The organism is Methylovorus sp. MP688, from assembly GCF_000183115.1.
Classification (GTDB): Bacteria; Pseudomonadota; Gammaproteobacteria; order Burkholderiales; family Methylophilaceae; genus Methylovorus; species Methylovorus glucosotrophus.
In genome coordinates, this window is sequence record NC_014733.1 from 437,730 (window position 1) to 455,497 (window position 17,768).

15 protein-coding genes are annotated in these 17,768 nt (G+C 60.0%); 14 read left to right on the forward strand and 1 reads right to left on the reverse strand.

The window, feature by feature from the left end; all coding sequences use genetic code 11:
• Window positions 1–3: 3 nt before the first annotated feature.
• Window positions 4–1,263 carry a PepSY domain-containing protein gene (locus MPQ_RS02140; protein WP_013441243.1) on the reverse strand — a complete coding sequence of 420 codons (1,260 nt, stop codon included), beginning with the start codon at window positions 1,261–1,263 and terminating at the stop codon, window positions 4–6.
• Window positions 1,264–1,473: 210 nt separating this feature from the next.
• Between MPQ_RS02140 and MPQ_RS02145 the strand changes: the two genes are divergently transcribed.
• From MPQ_RS02145 to MPQ_RS02210, 14 genes are all read left to right on the forward strand, one after another.
• The gene (locus tag MPQ_RS02145; protein ID WP_013441244.1) at window positions 1,474–1,998 is read left to right on the forward strand and encodes a sigma-70 family RNA polymerase sigma factor; all 525 of its coding nucleotides are present in this window, start codon (window positions 1,474–1,476) and stop codon (window positions 1,996–1,998) included.
• A gap of 13 nt (window positions 1,999–2,011) precedes the next feature.
• On the forward strand, window positions 2,012–3,058 hold the full coding sequence (locus tag MPQ_RS02150; RefSeq protein ID WP_049821860.1) for a FecR domain-containing protein: 1,047 nt from the start codon (window positions 2,012–2,014) through the stop codon (window positions 3,056–3,058).
• Between the two features lie 96 nt (window positions 3,059–3,154).
• The gene (locus MPQ_RS02155) at window positions 3,155–5,638 is read left to right on the forward strand and encodes a TonB-dependent siderophore receptor (RefSeq protein ID WP_013441246.1); all 2,484 of its coding nucleotides are present in this window, start codon (window positions 3,155–3,157) and stop codon (window positions 5,636–5,638) included.
• Window positions 5,639–5,745: 107 nt separating this feature from the next.
• Window positions 5,746–6,090 carry a DUF3649 domain-containing protein gene (locus MPQ_RS02160; protein ID WP_238525331.1) on the forward strand — a complete coding sequence of 115 codons (345 nt, stop codon included), beginning with the start codon at window positions 5,746–5,748 and terminating at the stop codon, window positions 6,088–6,090.
• Window positions 6,087–7,733, forward strand: coding sequence for a PepSY domain-containing protein (locus tag MPQ_RS02165; RefSeq protein ID WP_013441248.1), 1,647 nt, complete (start codon window positions 6,087–6,089; stop codon window positions 7,731–7,733). The genes MPQ_RS02160 and MPQ_RS02165 overlap by 4 nt, the downstream gene beginning before the upstream one ends.
• Window positions 7,730–8,092: a DUF3325 domain-containing protein gene (locus tag MPQ_RS02170; RefSeq protein ID WP_013441249.1), complete on the forward strand. Its 363-nt coding sequence runs from the start codon at window positions 7,730–7,732 to the stop codon at window positions 8,090–8,092. The genes MPQ_RS02165 and MPQ_RS02170 overlap by 4 nt, the downstream gene beginning before the upstream one ends.
• A gap of 74 nt (window positions 8,093–8,166) precedes the next feature.
• Window positions 8,167–8,811 (forward strand): hypothetical protein, encoded by a 645-nt coding sequence (locus MPQ_RS02175; RefSeq protein ID WP_013441250.1) that lies wholly within the window; start codon window positions 8,167–8,169, stop codon window positions 8,809–8,811.
• An 82-nt stretch (window positions 8,812–8,893) separates the two neighbouring features.
• Complete coding sequence (locus MPQ_RS02180; protein ID WP_013441251.1) at window positions 8,894–10,057, forward strand: efflux RND transporter periplasmic adaptor subunit; 1,164 nt, start codon at window positions 8,894–8,896, stop codon at window positions 10,055–10,057.
• Entirely contained in the window at window positions 10,054–12,060 is a 2,007-nt protein-coding gene (locus tag MPQ_RS02185) for a MacB family efflux pump subunit (protein WP_013441252.1), read from the forward strand. Before MPQ_RS02180 ends, MPQ_RS02185 begins: the two co-directional genes overlap by 4 nt.
• Window positions 12,057–13,544 carry an efflux transporter outer membrane subunit gene (locus MPQ_RS02190; protein ID WP_013441253.1) on the forward strand — a complete coding sequence of 496 codons (1,488 nt, stop codon included), beginning with the start codon at window positions 12,057–12,059 and terminating at the stop codon, window positions 13,542–13,544. Before MPQ_RS02185 ends, MPQ_RS02190 begins: the two co-directional genes overlap by 4 nt.
• Window positions 13,545–13,654: 110 nt before the next feature.
• Window positions 13,655–14,233 (forward strand): hypothetical protein, encoded by a 579-nt coding sequence (locus tag MPQ_RS02195; protein ID WP_238525332.1) that lies wholly within the window; start codon window positions 13,655–13,657, stop codon window positions 14,231–14,233.
• A gap of 21 nt (window positions 14,234–14,254) precedes the next feature.
• Window positions 14,255–15,586 (forward strand): adenosylmethionine--8-amino-7-oxononanoate transaminase, encoded by a 1,332-nt coding sequence (gene bioA, locus MPQ_RS02200; RefSeq protein ID WP_013441255.1) that lies wholly within the window; start codon window positions 14,255–14,257, stop codon window positions 15,584–15,586.
• A 2-nt stretch (window positions 15,587–15,588) separates the two neighbouring features.
• Window positions 15,589–17,034 carry a D-alanyl-D-alanine carboxypeptidase/D-alanyl-D-alanine-endopeptidase gene (gene dacB / locus MPQ_RS02205; protein ID WP_013441256.1) on the forward strand — a complete coding sequence of 482 codons (1,446 nt, stop codon included), beginning with the start codon at window positions 15,589–15,591 and terminating at the stop codon, window positions 17,032–17,034.
• A gap of 236 nt (window positions 17,035–17,270) precedes the next feature.
• On the forward strand, window positions 17,271–17,738 hold the full coding sequence (locus MPQ_RS02210) for an FKBP-type peptidyl-prolyl cis-trans isomerase (protein ID WP_015829351.1): 468 nt from the start codon (window positions 17,271–17,273) through the stop codon (window positions 17,736–17,738).
• Window positions 17,739–17,768: the final 30 nt, after the last annotated feature.

Genomic DNA, 17,768 nt, shown 5'->3' on the forward strand with positions numbered 1-17,768 from the left:
GGATTAATTCGCGGGGCTGGGCTTGGAGCCGTCGCGCTGCGCCAGTTGGCGCTTGCTTACGTCAGTGGACGCGGCGCGCTGACTTTGGTGCAGGCGCGACTTGCGCTTGCGTGCCCAGATAATGATGCCTGTGACGGAAAGCATGGTGACGACCACCCCCATCAGCGAGATCAGGATGCGCCCCGGCAAGCCGAGAATGCGGCCCGAATGCAGCGGGAACTGCGCCTGCATGAAGATATCGCCGGCACTGCCCGTGCCCGGCACGATGGCGCCCGCATATTCGCCAGTCTTGCCATCGAAATAGAGCCAGGGGTTGCCGAGCCCGCCATCGCCATGGTCATTGTCGGCTTCAAAGAATCCCACGCCATACACGCCAAATTGCGGCGACCAGAAAATGGCACCGGGAGGCGCTTCCCAGCCGCGCTTTCGTGCCTCGCTGGTGGCACGATCCAGCACGGCCTGACGCGAGATGACCGGCGTCAGCGGTTTATCCAGCGGGCTGGGGGTGATGGTATCAAACGGGCTGGCAGTCAGCGGCGATATGCGGTTTACCAGCGGGCGCATGACTTCCGTACCCAGGTTCATCGAGATGGAGGTGACCGCCATGATCAGCAGCAAGCCCCAGACCCAGACGCCGCCCGAGCGGTGCAAATCAAAGTTGAGCGCATAGCCGCCCTTTTGCCAGCGAAACGCAAACGACTTGCGCCAGCTGGCGAGGTTGGGGAAGGAAATCCACAAGGCAATCAGGCTGTCTATGGTCCAGACGATGGCAATAATCCCCATGAACAGCACGCCCAGTTCAAGATTGAAGCCATCGGGGATATGCAGGCTGTAATGCAGCTTGTACAAGAATGGCAGCAGGTTTTCCGGCGCCAGTGAAATCTCGCCCCACATGCGCTTGCCCTGCACCTCGCCCGTGTAAGGGTTCACCGCCATCTGGTTGAAGTCTGGCGTGTAGGGCTTGCCGGTGGCCGGGTTGAGCCGCGGCTGCACGAATAGCTGCAAGGCATGTCCGGCTTCTGTTGCCAGCGGCAGGTAGGTCACCTGGATGGACGGGTTGGCGGCCTCGATCTCGGCAGCCAATTGCAAGGATGGCTGCGGAATGCCATGCGCCGGAGCTTGCAGCTCGAAAAGATGCGGATTCAGCGCCGCATCCAGTTCATGATCCCAGGAAATAACCGCGCCGGTAAGACCGGCAATAAACAGAAAAATCGCGGTGGCAAGGCCAAACCAGCGATGTAGCAGGGCAAGTGGTTTACGCATGAAGCATCCGGCAGTAACAATATTCAGGGGATATTATACATATCAAATACAAATCATTCTCATTTTGTGCTGAGCCATGATATTGCATGAAAGCAGAGCGGGATCATGTGCTTGCACGCAGGGACCTTATCCCGACTTTACGATTGAGCGGTTGTGGGATGTCGGCTTGTTTCATATAATGATAATTATTCTCAACTGTATGTATCGGTCATGTCCCTGATTCTTTGTCCCCGTCGTCGCGATGTGGCGGAAATGCTTTATACCCAGCATCACAGCTGGTTACAGGGCTGGCTGCGCAAAAAGCTGGGCTGCGCGCAAGGGGCGGCGGACATTGCACAGGATACATTTTTGCGGCTGATGGCCTCACGTGATCTGCTGATGCTGCAGGAGCCGCGGGCTTTCCTCACGCGCACGGCAACCCGCTTGCTGATTGATGATGCGCGGCACAAGAAAATCGAAGCCCTGTATCTGGAGGAACTGGCGGCACAGCTGGAACAAGCCCATGCGCCAGACCCGGCAAAAATACTGGAAGCGGTGCGCGCTCTGACCTATCTCGTCTCGGTGCTGGAAACCCTGCCGCAGAAGCCGCGTGAGGCATTTCTGATGGCGCAGCTGGAAGAACTGGGGCATGACGAAATCGCCCGTCGCCTGTCGGTGTCCACCCGCATGGTGCGCAAGTACCTGGTGCAGGCGTTGGTGCATTGCCACGATGCGCTGGAGCAGGTGCAAGCATGAGCGAAACATTCGCATGAGCAACATCGCAGATCAGGGCGCAAAGTCAGCTGAAACGAGGTCTGCCGTGGTGCGTCAGGCAGCCGAGTGGCTGGTGCTGCTGGCCAGCCCGGAGGCCAGCGCGGCGGACGAGGCGGCGTTTAATGCCTGGGTACAGGCAGATCCTGCCCATCTCAATGCCGTGGTTACCATGCGCGGCTTCGTCGGCAAGCTAAGTGCCATAGCGAGCGATACCTCGCAACGCGCTGTTCTCCAGCAGGCGTTGCACAAACCGGCATCCGGCCGCGGCTGGCGTAACGCAGTCGCCGCGATGTTGCTGCTGGGCGCCATGCTGGGCAGCTGGCAGCTACTCAATCCATGGTCGGCCATGTTTGCCGATCTGAGTACCGAAACCGCCGAGTGGAAAAGCGAAGTGCTGCCAGATCAATCGCACCTGGCCTTGGCCAGCGCCACGGCGGTGGATATCAACTTCAGTGCGCATGAGCGCAAGCTTGCGCTGCTCAAGGGCGAGATTCTGGTGGATGTTGCGCCTGATCCAGAGCGTCCATTTATCGTGCAAACCCCACATGGCACCATGCGCGCCCTCGGCACGCGCTTTGTGGTGACGCTGACCGATAGCGGGACCACGCTGACCATGCTGCATTCCCGGGTCGAGGCCAAAACCGAGGCGCAAGATCAGGCGCGCATAGTGAGTGCAGGCGAGCAGGTGCTGCTGTCGGCTGAACACATCAGCGCTCCCGTGGCGATTGATACGGAAAGTGTCGCCGCTGCGTGGAGTGCCCATCAGCTGATGGTGCAGGACCAGCCTATGGACCAGGTGCTCGACAAGCTGTGGCGCTACCGTCGCGGCATTGTCATGTATCGCACGGCCGATATGGAAGCCATGCATGTATCGGCCCTGCTGCCACTGGACGATACGGACCGGGCGCTGCAATTGCTGGCGAGCAGCTTCCCGCTGCGCATCCGTCATTTGACGCCCTGGCTGAGCTGGGTGGAGAAGGTGGAAAAGCCTCAGTCGGCAGCCAATGTCAGCCAAGCCCCTGCGCAGGGTTCATCCAAATAACTGACAAAAAAACGGCAAGAAATGCAGCACATGCAGTTCCGCTTTTGCGGGTGACTACGTCATAGCTTGTGTAGACACCATCAAAAAGGGGAGCACATGAAGCAGTATCAGAAAAGTGGGAAAGGGCAGGCGCGCATGCCTGCAAAAGCGGCAGCGTGGACAAGATTAAAGCCCGCCTGTCTGGCGGTACATCTGGCCCTGGGTTCCATGCTTGCCATCTCGGCAAGCACCCAGGCAGCAGAAGTTGCGCAAAAGAGTTACCAGATTCCAGCGGGCAGTCTCGCCCAGGTATTGAACCGCTACGCGCAGCAGGCTGGCGTGCTGATTTCGTATGATGCCGGGCTGGTGAAAAACCTGAATTCGCCCGGCCTGCAAGGGCAATACGACGTGGACGCAGGCTTTGCCCGTTTGCTGGATGGCAGTGGTCTGCAGGTAAAGCGCAATGCCGCAGGCTACGTGCTGGAAGTCGCGCCCAAAGCCGCTGCGCCAGACTCGGCGGCAGTGCGTGATCAGACCCTGCCTGAAGTCGCTGTGGTCGCAAACGAGGAAAGAATGGCCGTCACCGAAAACACCGGCTCGTACACTACGGGCGAGACCAGCACCGCCACCCGGCTCGGTTTGTCCCTGCGCGAAACGCCGCAGTCGGTGAGCGTGATCACGCGCCAGCAAATGGACGACCGCGCCTTGCTGGGCTTGTCAGATGTATTGCGCCAGACCACGGGCATCAGCGTCAACCAGAATGGCTCGGACGTCACCGATGGCGTGCAGTATTACTCGCGCGGCTTCGCAGTGGAAAACTACATGATAGACGGCATTCCGCTGTCAACCAGCGAAAGCTGGCAGTATCAGGTTTCCGACCTGGCATTTTATGACCGGGTTGAGGTGGTACGGGGCGCGACTGGCCTGATGAGTGGTGTCGGCACGCCTTCCGCCGCAATCAATCTGGTGCGCAAGCGCCCGACCAAAGAGTTTCAGGCCTCGGTCACCGGCATGGCGGGCTCCTGGGATAACTTCCGTGGCGAAGCGGATGTTTCCGGAGCGCTGAATGAAGATGGCAGCGTACGTGGCCGCATGGTGGGCGTGCGCCAGAGCAGCAATTCCTTTATCGACCGCATGAGCTCCGACAAGGAAATGTTCTACGGCATTCTGGAAGTCGACCTTACCCCCAGCTTGCTGTTTACCGCTGGCCTGGAATATCAGAAATACACCTCCACTAGCGCCAGCCGTGCAGGCCTGCCCTTATTCTTCAGCGATGGTAGCCGCACCAACTGGTCGCGTTCAGCCAATTCGTCTGCGTCATGGGCGGATTTCAATCATGAGCAGCGCTCGTATTTTGCCTCGCTGGAAAAGCGCTTTGACAACGACTGGCTGGCCAAGGTGGTGGTCAACCAGCGTCGTAGCGATTACGACGCCCTGCTGGGCTATGCCATCTGGAAGACACCGAATACCGACGGCACCGGCATGGGCATGTACAAGGGCAGCTGGCTGGCCAAGCCCAAGCAGAACACTATCGATGTTTATGCCACTGGGCCATTTAGCCTGTTCGGGCGCGAGCATGAGCTGGTGGTAGGTGTCACCGCCTCCAAAACCAGTTATCAGCGCACCACAAGCACTGGCTGGGCGCGTAGCGATATTGACAATATCTTTACCTGGAATGGCGATACGCCTGGCTACGACGGTATCCCGGTAACTGGTTCCGGTGCGTTTGATAGCCACGAATCCGGTGCCTACACCACGGTGCGCCTCAAGCCCGTGGATGATCTTTCCATCATGATCGGCAGCCGTATCAGCAACTGGAGCACGCGCAACTTCTCCTGGGACCCGAGTGGTACGCAGAATGCCACCGATGCCCGCAGTGAAAGCGGCGTGGTAACGCCGTATGCCGGTGTGGTGTATGACCTCAACCGTACCTGGTCGGTGTATGCGAGCTATACCGATATTTTCAAGCCACAAACCAACCGCGGTTCTGACGGTACTTTTCTGGATCCTCTGACCGGCAACAGCAAGGAAGCGGGCGTCAAAAGTGAATTCTTTAATCGCAAGCTCAACTTCAGCGCCGCTGTGTTTGAGATTCAGCAGGACAATCTGGCGCAGCTGATTCCCGGTGTCACGATTGACGGCAACTCAGTGTATCGCGCTGTATCCGGGACCAAGAGCCGCGGCTTTGAAGCCGAAGTCAGTGGCGAACTTCGCCCGGGCTGGCAAGTGGTGGCCGGGCTTTCACATAGTCGCGCCAAGGATAAAGACGGCGAGCTGCTGAATACCTATGTTCCGCAGAACACCATCAAGCTGTTTACCACCTATCGCATGAGCGGTGTGCTGAACAAGCTGACGGTGGGCGGCGGCACCAACTGGCAGAGCAAGACCTACACTGATGGGCTGGGGCCGAATGGCGACCAGCGCTTCACGCAGGATGCCTATGCCGTGGTCGACCTGATGGCGCGCTATCAGGTGGATAGCCATCTGTCGGCTGCGTTCAATATCAACAACGTGTTCGACAAGTCGTATTACAGCACGACCAGTTCGAGCTATTTCGGTACGCCGCGCAATGCCATGCTGACACTCAAGTATCAGTTCTGACGCGCGTCGATTTGTGGTTTAACCCGTGACCGGTACCTGGTTGTTTTCAGGTGCCGGCCTGTTTTTTTTGTAAAGGATGCATGCAGGTGTATGACGAAGGCAATGAGATGAGTGACGCCGGGCTGGCGCCGCGCAAGTCCGCGCACGCGCCGCGTAAATCAGGCTCCGGCACATCCGCAACCAGCATGCGCTGGGCGGTGTTTTCCCGGGTGATGGCGGCGATTATCGGCGCCTATGTGCTGACGCTGCTGAGCATCGCCGTGCTGGTACTGGTATTGCCGATGTCGCGCGCGGAGTCGGTGTTGCTGTCCATGCTGTTGTCCTTCCTGATCTATGCCTGCGCTGTCCTTTGGGTGTTTGCCACGCGCAGTGCCTGGCGCGCATGGTGTGGCATGTTGCTGCCTTCGCTGCTTATGGCAGCGGGGCTGGGTGTGTGGTGGAGTGTGAGATGAAAGACGCGTTTAGAGCTTCCATGGCATGGGTGCACACCTGGGCTGGCTTGCTGGTGTGCTGGGTGTTGCTGCTGATCTTTGCCGCAGGCACGGCCAGCTATTATCGCAACGAGATTACCTTGTGGATGCAGCCCGAGCTGCATGCCATTGCCCCCAGTCAGGATAGCCAGGCCCACATGGCCGAGCGGGCGGTGATCGCCCTGCAACAGCGCGCGCCCGATGCCAAGCAATGGTTTATCGGTTTTCCCAATGAGCGCAGCCAGGGCCTGCAGATTTTCTGGGAAGACAAACTGCCGCCGGGGGTAGAGCCCACGCGTGAACGCTTTCACGATGTGATGCTGAACCCCGATACCGGCTTGCCACTGGAGGTGCGGGAAACCAAGGGCGGCAATTTCTTCTACCGGCTGCATTTTGATCTGCATTACCTTCCGGTGACGCTGGCGCGCTGGATCGTCGGTTTTTGCGCCATGTTCATGCTGGTGGCGCTGATCACGGGCGTGATTATCCATCGCCGCATTTTCAAGGATTTTTTCACCTTCAGGCCCGGCAAGGGGCAGCGCTCGTGGCTGGATGCCCACAACATCACCGGCGTGCTGGCCTTGCCCTATCACCTGATGATTACCTACACCGGCCTCATGCTGCTGATGTACCTCTACATGCCCACGCCGATTGTGGTTGCCTACCAGGGCAACAACCAGGCATTTTTCGGCGAGCTGTTCCGCGAGGAGCCGGCGCCTGAGCCCAGTGGCCGAGCAGCAAAACTGACGTCCATCGGTAATCTTGTCGCACAGGCACAGCATATCTGGCGCGGCAGCGAGGGTAATGGCAGCCATGCAAAAGTCGACCACATGCATATCAACAATCCCAACGATGCCGCCGCCAGCGTCAGCATGGATAAAGCCGGGGATGGCGGCCTGATTGAGAGCGGCATGTCGCTCACCTTTGATGGTGTCAACGGCAAGCTGCTGCATGAGGTGGATGCGGAACAACGCGCCGTGGTACAGACCGCCACCGCAATGCGCAGCCTGCATGAGGCAAATTTTGCCCAGCCCTTGCTGCGTGCCCTGTTTTTTATCAGCGGCCTGGGTGGCTGCCTGATGATTGCCAGTGGGGCGGTGCTGTGGACCGTGAAAAAGCGCCAGGCGCAAGCCAAGAGCTTGGCCAGTGGCCTGCCGCCAACGTGGGGATTGCGGCTGGTTGAGGGGCTGAACCTGGGCGTGATTGCGGGTCTGCCTATCGCCTTTGCCACGTTTTTCTGGGCGAACCGCATATTGCCGGTAGGGCTCGCGGACCGCGACGAATGGGAGATTCACTGTGTGTTTATCGCCTGGGCCGCCGTGCTGCTGCTGGCGCAGTGGCGACCGCGGCGGCATATGTGGCAGCTGATGCTCTGGCTGGGCGGCCTGATGTGGCTGGCGCTACCGGTACTGAATGCCATGCTGACGCCGCAATCGGCCTTGTTGACCACCTTGCAGCAAGGCCCAGCGGCCGTAGCCGGCTTGGATATTACCGCCATGCTGCTGGGCGCGGCCATCTGTTTTGCCGCCTGGCGTACCGGCAAGGTGCGCAGCCAGTTAAGCAATCCTCGGCGCTCTGCACGGCCTGAACACAGACCCGAGCTGGCCGAAACGGAGGTGGCATGATGAAAGGCTCATGGCTTTACCTGGCAGTGTTTGCACTGGCGTATCTGGGGCTGGCAAGCCTGGCCTATGGCATGGAGCGTCACCACAAGCAGCTCACCCGCGCACACGGTTCTTCCGTGCTGGCGGCGCTGAAGCGCCTTACTCCAGTAGCAGCGTGGGGCTGGCTGATTGCTGCCTTGTATCTGGCGATCAGCCTCGAAGGTGCCGGGCCCGGCAGCGTGCTGTGGCTGGGTAATCTTACGGCAGCGGCCATGTTGCTGGCCTTGCTGTTGACCTATGCTCCGGGTCTGGCGCGCAGGTTCGCCATGGTCAGCCTGCCGCTGATCGTGCTCGGCATGCTAGTGGCCTACTGGGCATAGATATGCACGTACCAAGTCTGGCAACTTGTTCCAGGCTTGTTTTGGAAATTTCACACGGAAGGTAATTCATCTTGATGCATTCAACACTCTCGCGTTTTGCTATTGCCCGCCTGGGCGCTTTGCTGTTGTCGACCCTGCTGTTCAGCCTGTCGGCGCATGCCGATTATGTCTGGCTGGAGCGCGATGGCGCCACGGCCCATGCCTATCTGGGCGAGCTGCAGCCGGATCGTCCTGTGGCCAGCGCCGAATTGCTGGGCGATGCCCGCGCCTTTATGGCGGATGGCAAATCGCTGGCGACCACCATGAGCGACAGCCATTACAGCATTGCCAACCTGCGCGAAGGTGGTGATCTACGCTTTACTGCCAAGCGCCAGTCATCCAATGGCGGCCTGCTGTTTTACCAGGCCAAGGCCGGGCGTGAGGACACCAAGCCAGTGAATGATCTGGAGCTGGTGCCGGACCAGGCGGGCGGCAATACCTTCCGCCTGTATTGGAAAAGCCGGCAGGTACCTGCTGATCAGGTCAACGTCTACACCTCCGAAGGCTGGACGCGCAGCTTCAAGGCCGCCGCCGATGGCAGCGTGACCATCACCACGCCATTCCCCGGCCGCTATGTGCTGGAAGTGACCGCCAAGGTCAATGGCACGGTGGAACTGGACGGCAAAAAGTACGATGACGTGCGCCATGTGGCGACCGTGAGTTTTGTCGTCGCAAAATAAACGCGTAAACGCAGTACCCATTTCGTTTGCTCATCCGTCATAGAAAGTAAGAGCCGAAAAAATCGGCGAAAAGGTGGATGAGATGAAGAAGCAAACATATGGATGGGGACTGCTGGCCCTGGGGATAGTGCTGACCGGCGCCTTGGTCTGGACCATGCGCGACACGGTGGAGCGCGATACGCAGGCCGTGAGCAAGGGAGACATCGAGATCAATGTCAGCGCACTTGGCACCTTGCAGCCGCGCAGTTATGTTGATGTTGGCGCGCAGGTGTCGGGGCAGATACGGCGCATACACGTGGCCCCCGGCAGCCATGTGGAAAAAGGCGAGTTGCTGATCGAGATAGATCCCAGCATTCAGCAGGCGGTGGTTGATAGCGACCGGGCGACGCTGGCCGCCCTCAAGGCACAATTGATGGAAAGCCAGGCGCAAAGCGAGCTGGCCGGGCAGCAACACCGCCGTCAGCAGCAGCTGGCAAAAGACGACGCCACGCGAGAAGAAGATGTACAGACCGCCCTTGCCAGCTGGCGCGCTGCCGAAGCCCGGGTAGACAATCTGCGTGCGCAGATTGATGGCGCCCAGTCCACGCTCAAGGGCCATGAAGCCCAGCTGGGCTACACCCGCATTTATGCGCCTATGGCCGGTACCGTGGTATCGCTGGAGGCGCGTGAAGGGCAAACCCTGAACGCCACTTACCAGACCCCCATGATCCTGCGCATTGCCGACCTCAGTAGCATGACGGTATGGGCGGAAGTCTCCGAAGTGGATGTCACGCGCGTCAAGCCTGGCATGCCGGTGTATTTCACCCGCCTGGGTACCGAGCAGCGCCGCTGGCAGGGCAAGGTGCGGCAAGTGCTGCCTGCGCCACCCACGCCCGCCGGGCAAGGGCAGAGCAGTGAAACCAAACCCGCCGCCTCATCCGTGGGTAAAGTGGTGACCTACACCGTACTGTTTGATGTGACGAATGCTGATGGTGACCTGATGCCGCAAATGACGGCGCAGGTATTTTTTGTGGTGTCGCAGGCGCTGGATGTGGTGATGGTGCCCATGCAGGCCCTGCATATCAAGACGCCCGGCGTATATGAAGCGCGGGTGCTGAACAAGGCGGGCAAGATTGAGGTGCGCGAGGTGCGCATTGGCCTGCAGGACCGCATTCATGGTGAAGTCCTCCAAGGCTTGCAGCCTGGTGATCAGGTGGTGACAAGTGAACGCAATATCAGCCACTGGGCCGAGAGGTTTCAGTGGTGAGTGAGGCCATCCCGCTGATCGAGCTGCGCGCCATCCGCAAGTGTTATGGCGGCGGCGATACGCCCGAGGTGGAAGTGTTGCGCGGCATATCGCTCAGCATTCATGCGGGCGAATTCGTGGCCATCGTCGGGGCATCGGGTTCCGGCAAATCCACCCTGATGAATCTGCTGGGTTGCCTGGACCGGCCGACCAGCGGCGAATACCTGTTCGCCGGGCTGGATGTTGCCGGGTTGGGAGCCGATGCCCTGGCCTGGTTGCGCCGCGAAGCTTTTGGTTTTGTGTTTCAGGGTTATCACCTGATCCCTACCGAATCCGCCCGCGAAAATGTGGAAATGCCCGCCATTTATGCCGGCTTGCCCGATGCCGAGCGCGCGGCACGTGCCATCAGCCTGTTGCAACGGCTGGGCCTGGGCGATCGCCTGGACCACAGGCCCAGCCAGCTTTCTGGCGGTCAGCAGCAGCGGGTGTCGATTGCGCGCGCGCTGATGAATGGCGGCCGCATCATTCTGGCCGATGAGCCCACCGGCGCGCTGGATAGCCGTAGTGGCGAAGAAGTCATGGCTTTGCTGAATGCACTGGCCGATGCCGGACATACCATTCTGCTGATTACGCATGATCGTGAAGTCGCCGCGCAGGCCAGGCGCATCATCGAAGTGCGCGATGGGCAGGTGGTGTCGGATTCCCAAGCTTCTGGCCGTGACGAGAACTCCGTATCGCCTTCCATTGTGAACGCCACACCCGCTGCGGCTTCCTTGCTGGGCTCACCCCAGCAATTGGTCGAGGCCATGCAGCAAGGCAGCACCGCCTCCCCAGTATTCTGGAGCGATCTGCGCGAGGCCTGCCGCGCCGCCTGGCGCGTGATGACCATCAACCGCTTTCGCACGGCGCTCACCTTGCTCGGCATTGTGATTGGCGTGGCGGCGGTGATCGTCATGCTGGCGGTGGGCAATGGCGCCAAGCGCAATATCCTGTCGCAGATTTCCATGTTCGGCTCCAAGAATCTTTACCTGGAGCCGCAAGGCGAAAGCGCGCTGCAAAACGGCGGGCGCATCTCGCTGGATGACGTCGCTGCGGTGCGCGAGATTCCCAATGTGCTGGCCGCCATGCCGTATCTCGAAGGCTTTTATACCGCCCGCTATGACAACCGGGATTTCCGTACCGAGATTGGCGGCGTTACGGTGGAGTTTCCACTGACCATCAACTGGAACGTGGCGCGTGGCAGCTTTTTTAACACCACCGATGAAAACAGCATGGCAAAAGTCGTGCTGCTGGGCACCAGTGTGAAAAAAGCCTTGTTCCCGGATGAGGTGGACCCGCTCGGCAAATATGTGCTGCTGAACAATATTCCGTTTCAGGTGATCGGCCTGCTGGCAGAAAAAGGCGCGGGTCGCGGCCAACAGGACGAAGACAATCGCGTGGTGATTCCATATTCCACCGCCAGCAGCCAGATTTTCGGCAGCCCTTACCCCAACTGGGTCGCCATCACCCTGGATGATCCGGCGCTAATGCATGAAACCGAGCAGGCGGTGGATCAGCTCATGATGGCGCGACACCATATCAAGGATTATCGCCTGTTCAATGCCGCTTCGTTTATCAAGGGGCAGGCCAAAGCCAGCGACACCATGTCCTTGCTGCTGGGACTGATTGCGGTGGTTTCGTTGCTGGTGGGCGGCATAGGCATCATGAATATCATGCTGATGACGGTGCGTGAGCGCACGCGTGAAATCGGCATCCGCATGGCTACCGGCGCCCGTCAGCGCGACATCATGCGACAGTTTCTCACCGAGGCCATGCTGGTCTCGCTGGTGGGCGGTGCGGTGGGCGTGGTGCTGGGCCTGTTGATCGGTGGGGTGCTGGTGGTGGCTGGCGTGCCTATCATATTTTCAATAAGTGCCATTCTGGGGGCATTTGGCTCTGCCATGCTGGCGGGCCTGATCTTTGGCTACACGCCCGCCAAAAAGGCGGCGCAGCTGGACCCGGTAGTGGCATTGGCGAGCGAATGATGCAATTTTCTGATCTGGATGTACCTATGAATGCGGTTGGTGCGCGGGCAGTCCGCCTGGCTGGCTTATCAAATCTGCTAACGATCTCAAAGCGCTGGCGCTTGCTTGGCGGCATGATGGGCATTGTGGCCGCCAGTTTGAGTGCATGTTCAAGCACGCCACCGCAACCCTTGCCAGCCACTTCGGTGCCTGATCGCTGGCAATACGCGACGGGGAGTGTTGCCGCCGATGCCGTCTCGCAGCAATGGTGGCAAAGTTTTGGCAGTGATGAGCTGGACCAGCTGCTGACCCGTGCCCAGCGCGACAGCTTTGATGTGCAAGCGGCTGCCGCACGCGTGGAGCAGGCGGTGGCTCAGGCGCGGATTGCCGGGGCGCCTTTGTTGCCTGAGCTTAACCTTGGCGTCAACGCCAGTCGGCAGGATTATCTGGATAGCCATCGCACGGCGGATGGTTCCAGCCACACCGTGGCGCTGGCCGCAAGTTATGAGGTGGATTTCTGGGGCCGCAACCGGGCGCTGCGCGACCGTGCCCGCTATCAGCTGCAATCCAGCCGTCATGACCTCGACACCGTGCAGCTGACACTGACCAGTGGCGTGGCACGTCTTTACCTGCAAGTGCTGGGCTTGGCCGAGCGCCTGTCGATTGCCGAACTGAATGTGGCGAATGCCAGCCGGGTGCTGGAAGTGGTGGAAGCGCGTTATCGCGCCGGGGCGGCAACTGCGCTGGAGGTGGCCCAGCAGCGTGGCTTGCTCGCCAGCCAGCAACGCACGCTGGAAACCCTGCGCCAGCAGCTGGCGGATGGCAAAACCGCGCTGGCGGTGCTGATCGGGCTGCCACCGGCGGAGCTGGTGATAAGTGGGCAGGGCTTGCAGGGCGTACAAACGCCGCAGATTACGCCGGGCCTGCCTGCACAACTGCTGGTGCGGCGGCCGGATATTGCCCGCGCCGAGGCCGCACTGGCGGCGGCCGATGCCAATACCATTGCCGCCCGCGCCGCCATGTTGCCGCGTGTGCAGCTCACCGGCAGCCTGGGGCTGGGCGGCGAGCAATGGAGTGACATGCTGGCGCATCCGATCTACAGCGTGGCCGCTGCGCTGACTGCGCCGGTATTCAACGCCGGTCGGCTGGCGGCCGGGCGGGATCTGGCGCTGGCGCAGCGCACCGAGCTGTTGCAAAACTACCGCGCGGCGATTGTGGCGGCGTTTGGCGATGTGGAAACCGCGCTCAATGCCGTGCAGGCGATTGAGCAGCAGCGGCGCTGGCAAAGCGAAGAACTGGCCCAGGCCGAGCGCGCGTTTCGTCTGGCGGAAACCCGCTACCGGGCTGGCGCCGATACCCTGCTGACCATGCTGGATGCCCAGCGCACCTGGTATAGCGCGCAGGATCAAGCCGTGCAGCTCACGCTGGCCAACTTGCAAGGGCGCGTTGCCTTGTTCAAGGCCCTGGGCGGCGGCTGGCAGCTCACACCTGCGTCCGCCTCGTGATCCAGCTATTGAATAAGGGGAGTATTCACGGCAAAGCCTTGGGATGACGGGCTGCCTGTGTCACAATTCCATCTGAAACAATTACCCTGCCTGTGTGGCAGATGATGGAGATGATGATGGTGGACGCATTGACGGATGCGGCGATCCAGCAGCTCAATCTGGGCTACAACGCCGAGGAAGACCGACTGCTGCTGAAGATAGGTTTGGCGGACGATGTGGAGGTGCCGGTATGGCTCACACGGCGCATCGTGCGCTCCTTGTGGAAACTGCTGCATCGCGATGCAGCGCCAGCCGCCACGGCTCCTGAGCTGGCCGCTACCCCGATTTACCCCACCGCTGCCGCGCAGGTCATGCAGGCCTTTGCCGAAGAGATGCGCGAGCTGACGCTGGCGCAGCAGGTCAGCGAAAGCCTGGACATGACCGGTGCCTATGAAGAACGCAGCCAGCAGCTGGGCGACGAACCCTTGCTGGTTAGCGTATGCCGCATGATTACCGAACAACCGGATAAACCGACACTGGAGCTGGCCGCCGCCGATGGTCAGACCCTGCATTTTTCCCTGAGCCCCGAACTTGGCATGGCATTGGGCAGCATGCTGCAACTCGCCACCCGCGAAGCTCAGTGGGATCTGGGCTTTGCCGATGGCCCGCTGCTGATCGATCAGCATGTGGTGCCCGCTGTTCTGCATTAATGAAGGCCACCTGCATTTTCAATGACTGAAGCGAGCCGTAATCAACAGCTGCTGGCGCGCAGCCTGCATGCCGTGTGGCATCCCTGCACCCAGATGAAACATCACGAACACCTGCCGCTGGTACCCATACAGCGCGGTGAAGGCGTATGGCTGTATGACATGGATGGCAAAGCCTATCTTGATGCTGTCAGTTCGTGGTGGGTCAATCTGTTCGGCCATAATCATCCCCGCATCAAGGCCGCCATCAGCCAGCAAATGGATCAGCTGGAGCATGTGATCCTGGCGGGCTTTACCCACGAGCCCGTGGTGCAATTATCCGAGCGGCTGGCAGCGCTCACTGGTCTGGGGCATTGTTTTTATGCTTCGGATGGCGCCTCGGCGACCGAAATTGCGCTCAAGATGAGCTTTCATTACTGGCGCAACCTTGGCCTTACGCAAGGCAAGCCCAGCGCTAAAACCGGCTTTATCAGCCTGCAAAACAGCTATCACGGCGAAACCCTGGGCGCACTATCGGTGACCGATGTCGCTATTTTCAAGGATACCTATGCCTCCCTTCTGCGGCAGAGCACCCAGATTCCCAGCCCGGACTGGCGGCTGGCAGAAGCCGGCGAGAGCGCCGAAGCCTATGCCCTGCGCTGTGCCCAGGCGCTTGAAACCCATCTGCAACAGCACCATGCCACCACCGCTGCCGTGATTATTGAGCCGCTGGTGCAATGCGCTGCCGGCATGGGCATGTACCACGAGGCTTACCTGCAACGCTTGCGCGCCTTGTGTGATCAGTACGAGGTGCATCTGATCGCCGATGAAATTGCCGTGGGCTTTGGCCGCACCGGGACGCTGTTTGCCTGCGAGCAGGCTGGCATACGGCCCGACTTCCTGTGCCTTTCCAAGGGCATCACCGGTGGCTATCTGCCTTTGTCGGTATGCCTGACGACCGATGCCATATACCAGGCGTTTTACGATGACAGCACCGCGCGTGGTTTTTTGCATTCGCACAGCTATACCGGCAATGCGCTGGCCTGCAGTGCGGCCCTGGCCACGCTGGATATTTTTGCCGAGGAAGACGTCATTGCGCGCAACCGCGGCAAAGCTGCAGCGATGAATGTGCAATTGCAGGCCTTGCAGGATCTGCCCATCCATCATCTGCGCCAACGCGGCATGATCTGGGCGTTTGATGTTGAATCGGCGCGCCCCGATTTCTCCCGCCAGTTTTACCTTGAAGCCTTGCAGCACGGGCTTATCCTGCGGCCCATCGGCAATACGGTGTACTTCATGCCGCCGTATTGCATTACGCCGGACGAGATGTCCGCCCTCGTCGACCACACCGCGCAGATACTGCGCAAGCTGGGTTAGCCGTGTTGCGCCGCCTGCTGCTTTGTTGCTTGCTGGGGCTGGCCGTGCCTGCACACGCCGTATTGCCTTTGCCCGTGAGCCAGGCTTTGCAACAGGCCGGGCTGGCGGATGATGATGTGGCGGTGTATGCCCAGCGGCTGGACCTTCCCCTGCCGGTGATTGCGCACCGTGCCGATGCCGCGCTTAACCCGGCATCCACCATGAAGCTGCTAACGACTTATGCCGCGCTCGATATGCTGGGCCCGGCCTACCGCTGGCGTACCGAGATTTATCGCGATGGTCCGCTGGTGGATGGCGTGCTGCAGGGCAATCTGATTCTGCGTGGCGAGGGCGACCCGGCGCTGATGGCGGAAGATTTCTGGCGCTTGCTGAGCCGTTTGCGCCAGCTGGGCGTGCGCGACATTACCGGCGATCTGATCATCGATACCAGCTATTTTGCACCGCAGGCGCAGGATGCCGCGGCCTTTGATGGGGATGGCTACCGGGCTTACAACGTCACCGCCTCGGCACTGGTGATCAATCTGCAAGCCAGCAGCCTGAGGCTGGCGGTATCCGCCGATAGTCCCGCCAAAGTAGAAGTCAGCGCCGAGCCGGCATTGCCGGGCGTGGTAGTGCAAAACCGCCTGCAGGTCACACGCGATAGTTGCGGTGACTGGCGCAGCCGCCTGCAATACAAGGTGCAACCCAAAGTGGAGCCGCAGGCGGCAAATGATCCTGTGCGTGGTGTGAGCATCACATTGAGCGGGACGTTTTCGGCAGATTGCGGTGAAAAGTATCTAGAACTCAGCGTGCTGGATGGCCCGCAATATACGTATCAATTGTTCCAGAGCCTGTGGCAATCGCTCGGTGGCTCCTTGCATGGCGAGGTGCGGTTGCAGGCCTTGCCGCCACAAGCAGTGAAACTGACGGACCAGCTATCGCCGCTGCCACTGGCGGATGTGCTGCGGCGCCTGAACAAATACAGCAACAACCTGATGGCGCGGCAACTGCTGCTGACTGTGGCCGCCCAGCAGGGCTCCCTGCCCGCCACGGAAGAGGCCGGAGCGAATGCCGTGCGGCAATGGCTGGCTAAAAAAGGCTACCGCTTCCCTGAGCTGATGATAGAAAACGGCGCCGGGCTGTCGCGCGTAGAGCGCATCAGTCCGCGCCATCTGGGGAATATTCTGGCCGATGCCTATGCCGGCCCATGGATGCCGGAACTGATGTCATCGTTGCCCGTGCTGGGCGTGGATGGCACGTTGCTCAAGCGCATGCAGGGCCAGCCGGTGCAAGGGCGGGCGCATCTCAAAACCGGGTCGCTGAATGGTGTGAGCACGCTGGCGGGTTATGTGCTGGACCAGCACGGCCAGCGCTGGCTGCTGGTGTTCATGGCGAATCACCCACGCGCCGCGGCTACAAGAGCGGCGCAGGATGCCCTGATTAACTGGATTTACCGGCATGATGAGTAGGCAGGATTCAGGCATGGTTTGCCCCGGATTTGCGCGGCCTCCGGTGCCAGGCTACGGAACCGAAGTCGAATTCGGGTATCATAATTCCCTCAGAAACGGGCGGAGAGGCTGCAAGGCAGCTGTCTGTTTCTGCGGCACTTGATCCAATAACAGCAATATCCCGTAACAGCGATGCCGTAAAAAGGTCCCATCAAACGGGCCTTCGTAACATTAGCCCCTAAATTTTGGAGTACGCAATGAAACATGTAAGTCTTTTTGCCAGCGCATTGTTGCTGGCGATGTTTGCGACCAGCGGATGCAGTGCTGACAATAACGGAACATCTTCAACACAGGAAAAACCCGCCATGAGCAAAACCATTACCGAACTGGTCAAGATCGACCAGGTAGTCGGCACCGGCCGTGAAGCCGAACCCGGCCTCAACGTTACCGTGCATTACACCGGCTGGCTGTATGACCCCAGCAAGCCAGAAGGCCATGGCGCCAAATTTGATAGCTCGGTGGATCGTCGCGATCCTTTCATTTTCTACCTCGGCGGCGCGCAAGTGATCCGTGGCTGGGATGAGGGCGTAGTCGGCATGAAGGTGGGCGGCAAGCGTACCCTGATCATTCCATCGCACATGGCCTACGGCGAGCGTGGTGCGGGCGGCGTGATTCCTCCGTATGCCACGCTGGTATTCGATGTGGAACTGCTGAACGTCAAGTAATCTGTCTGAACCGGCCATGGTTTGGCCGGT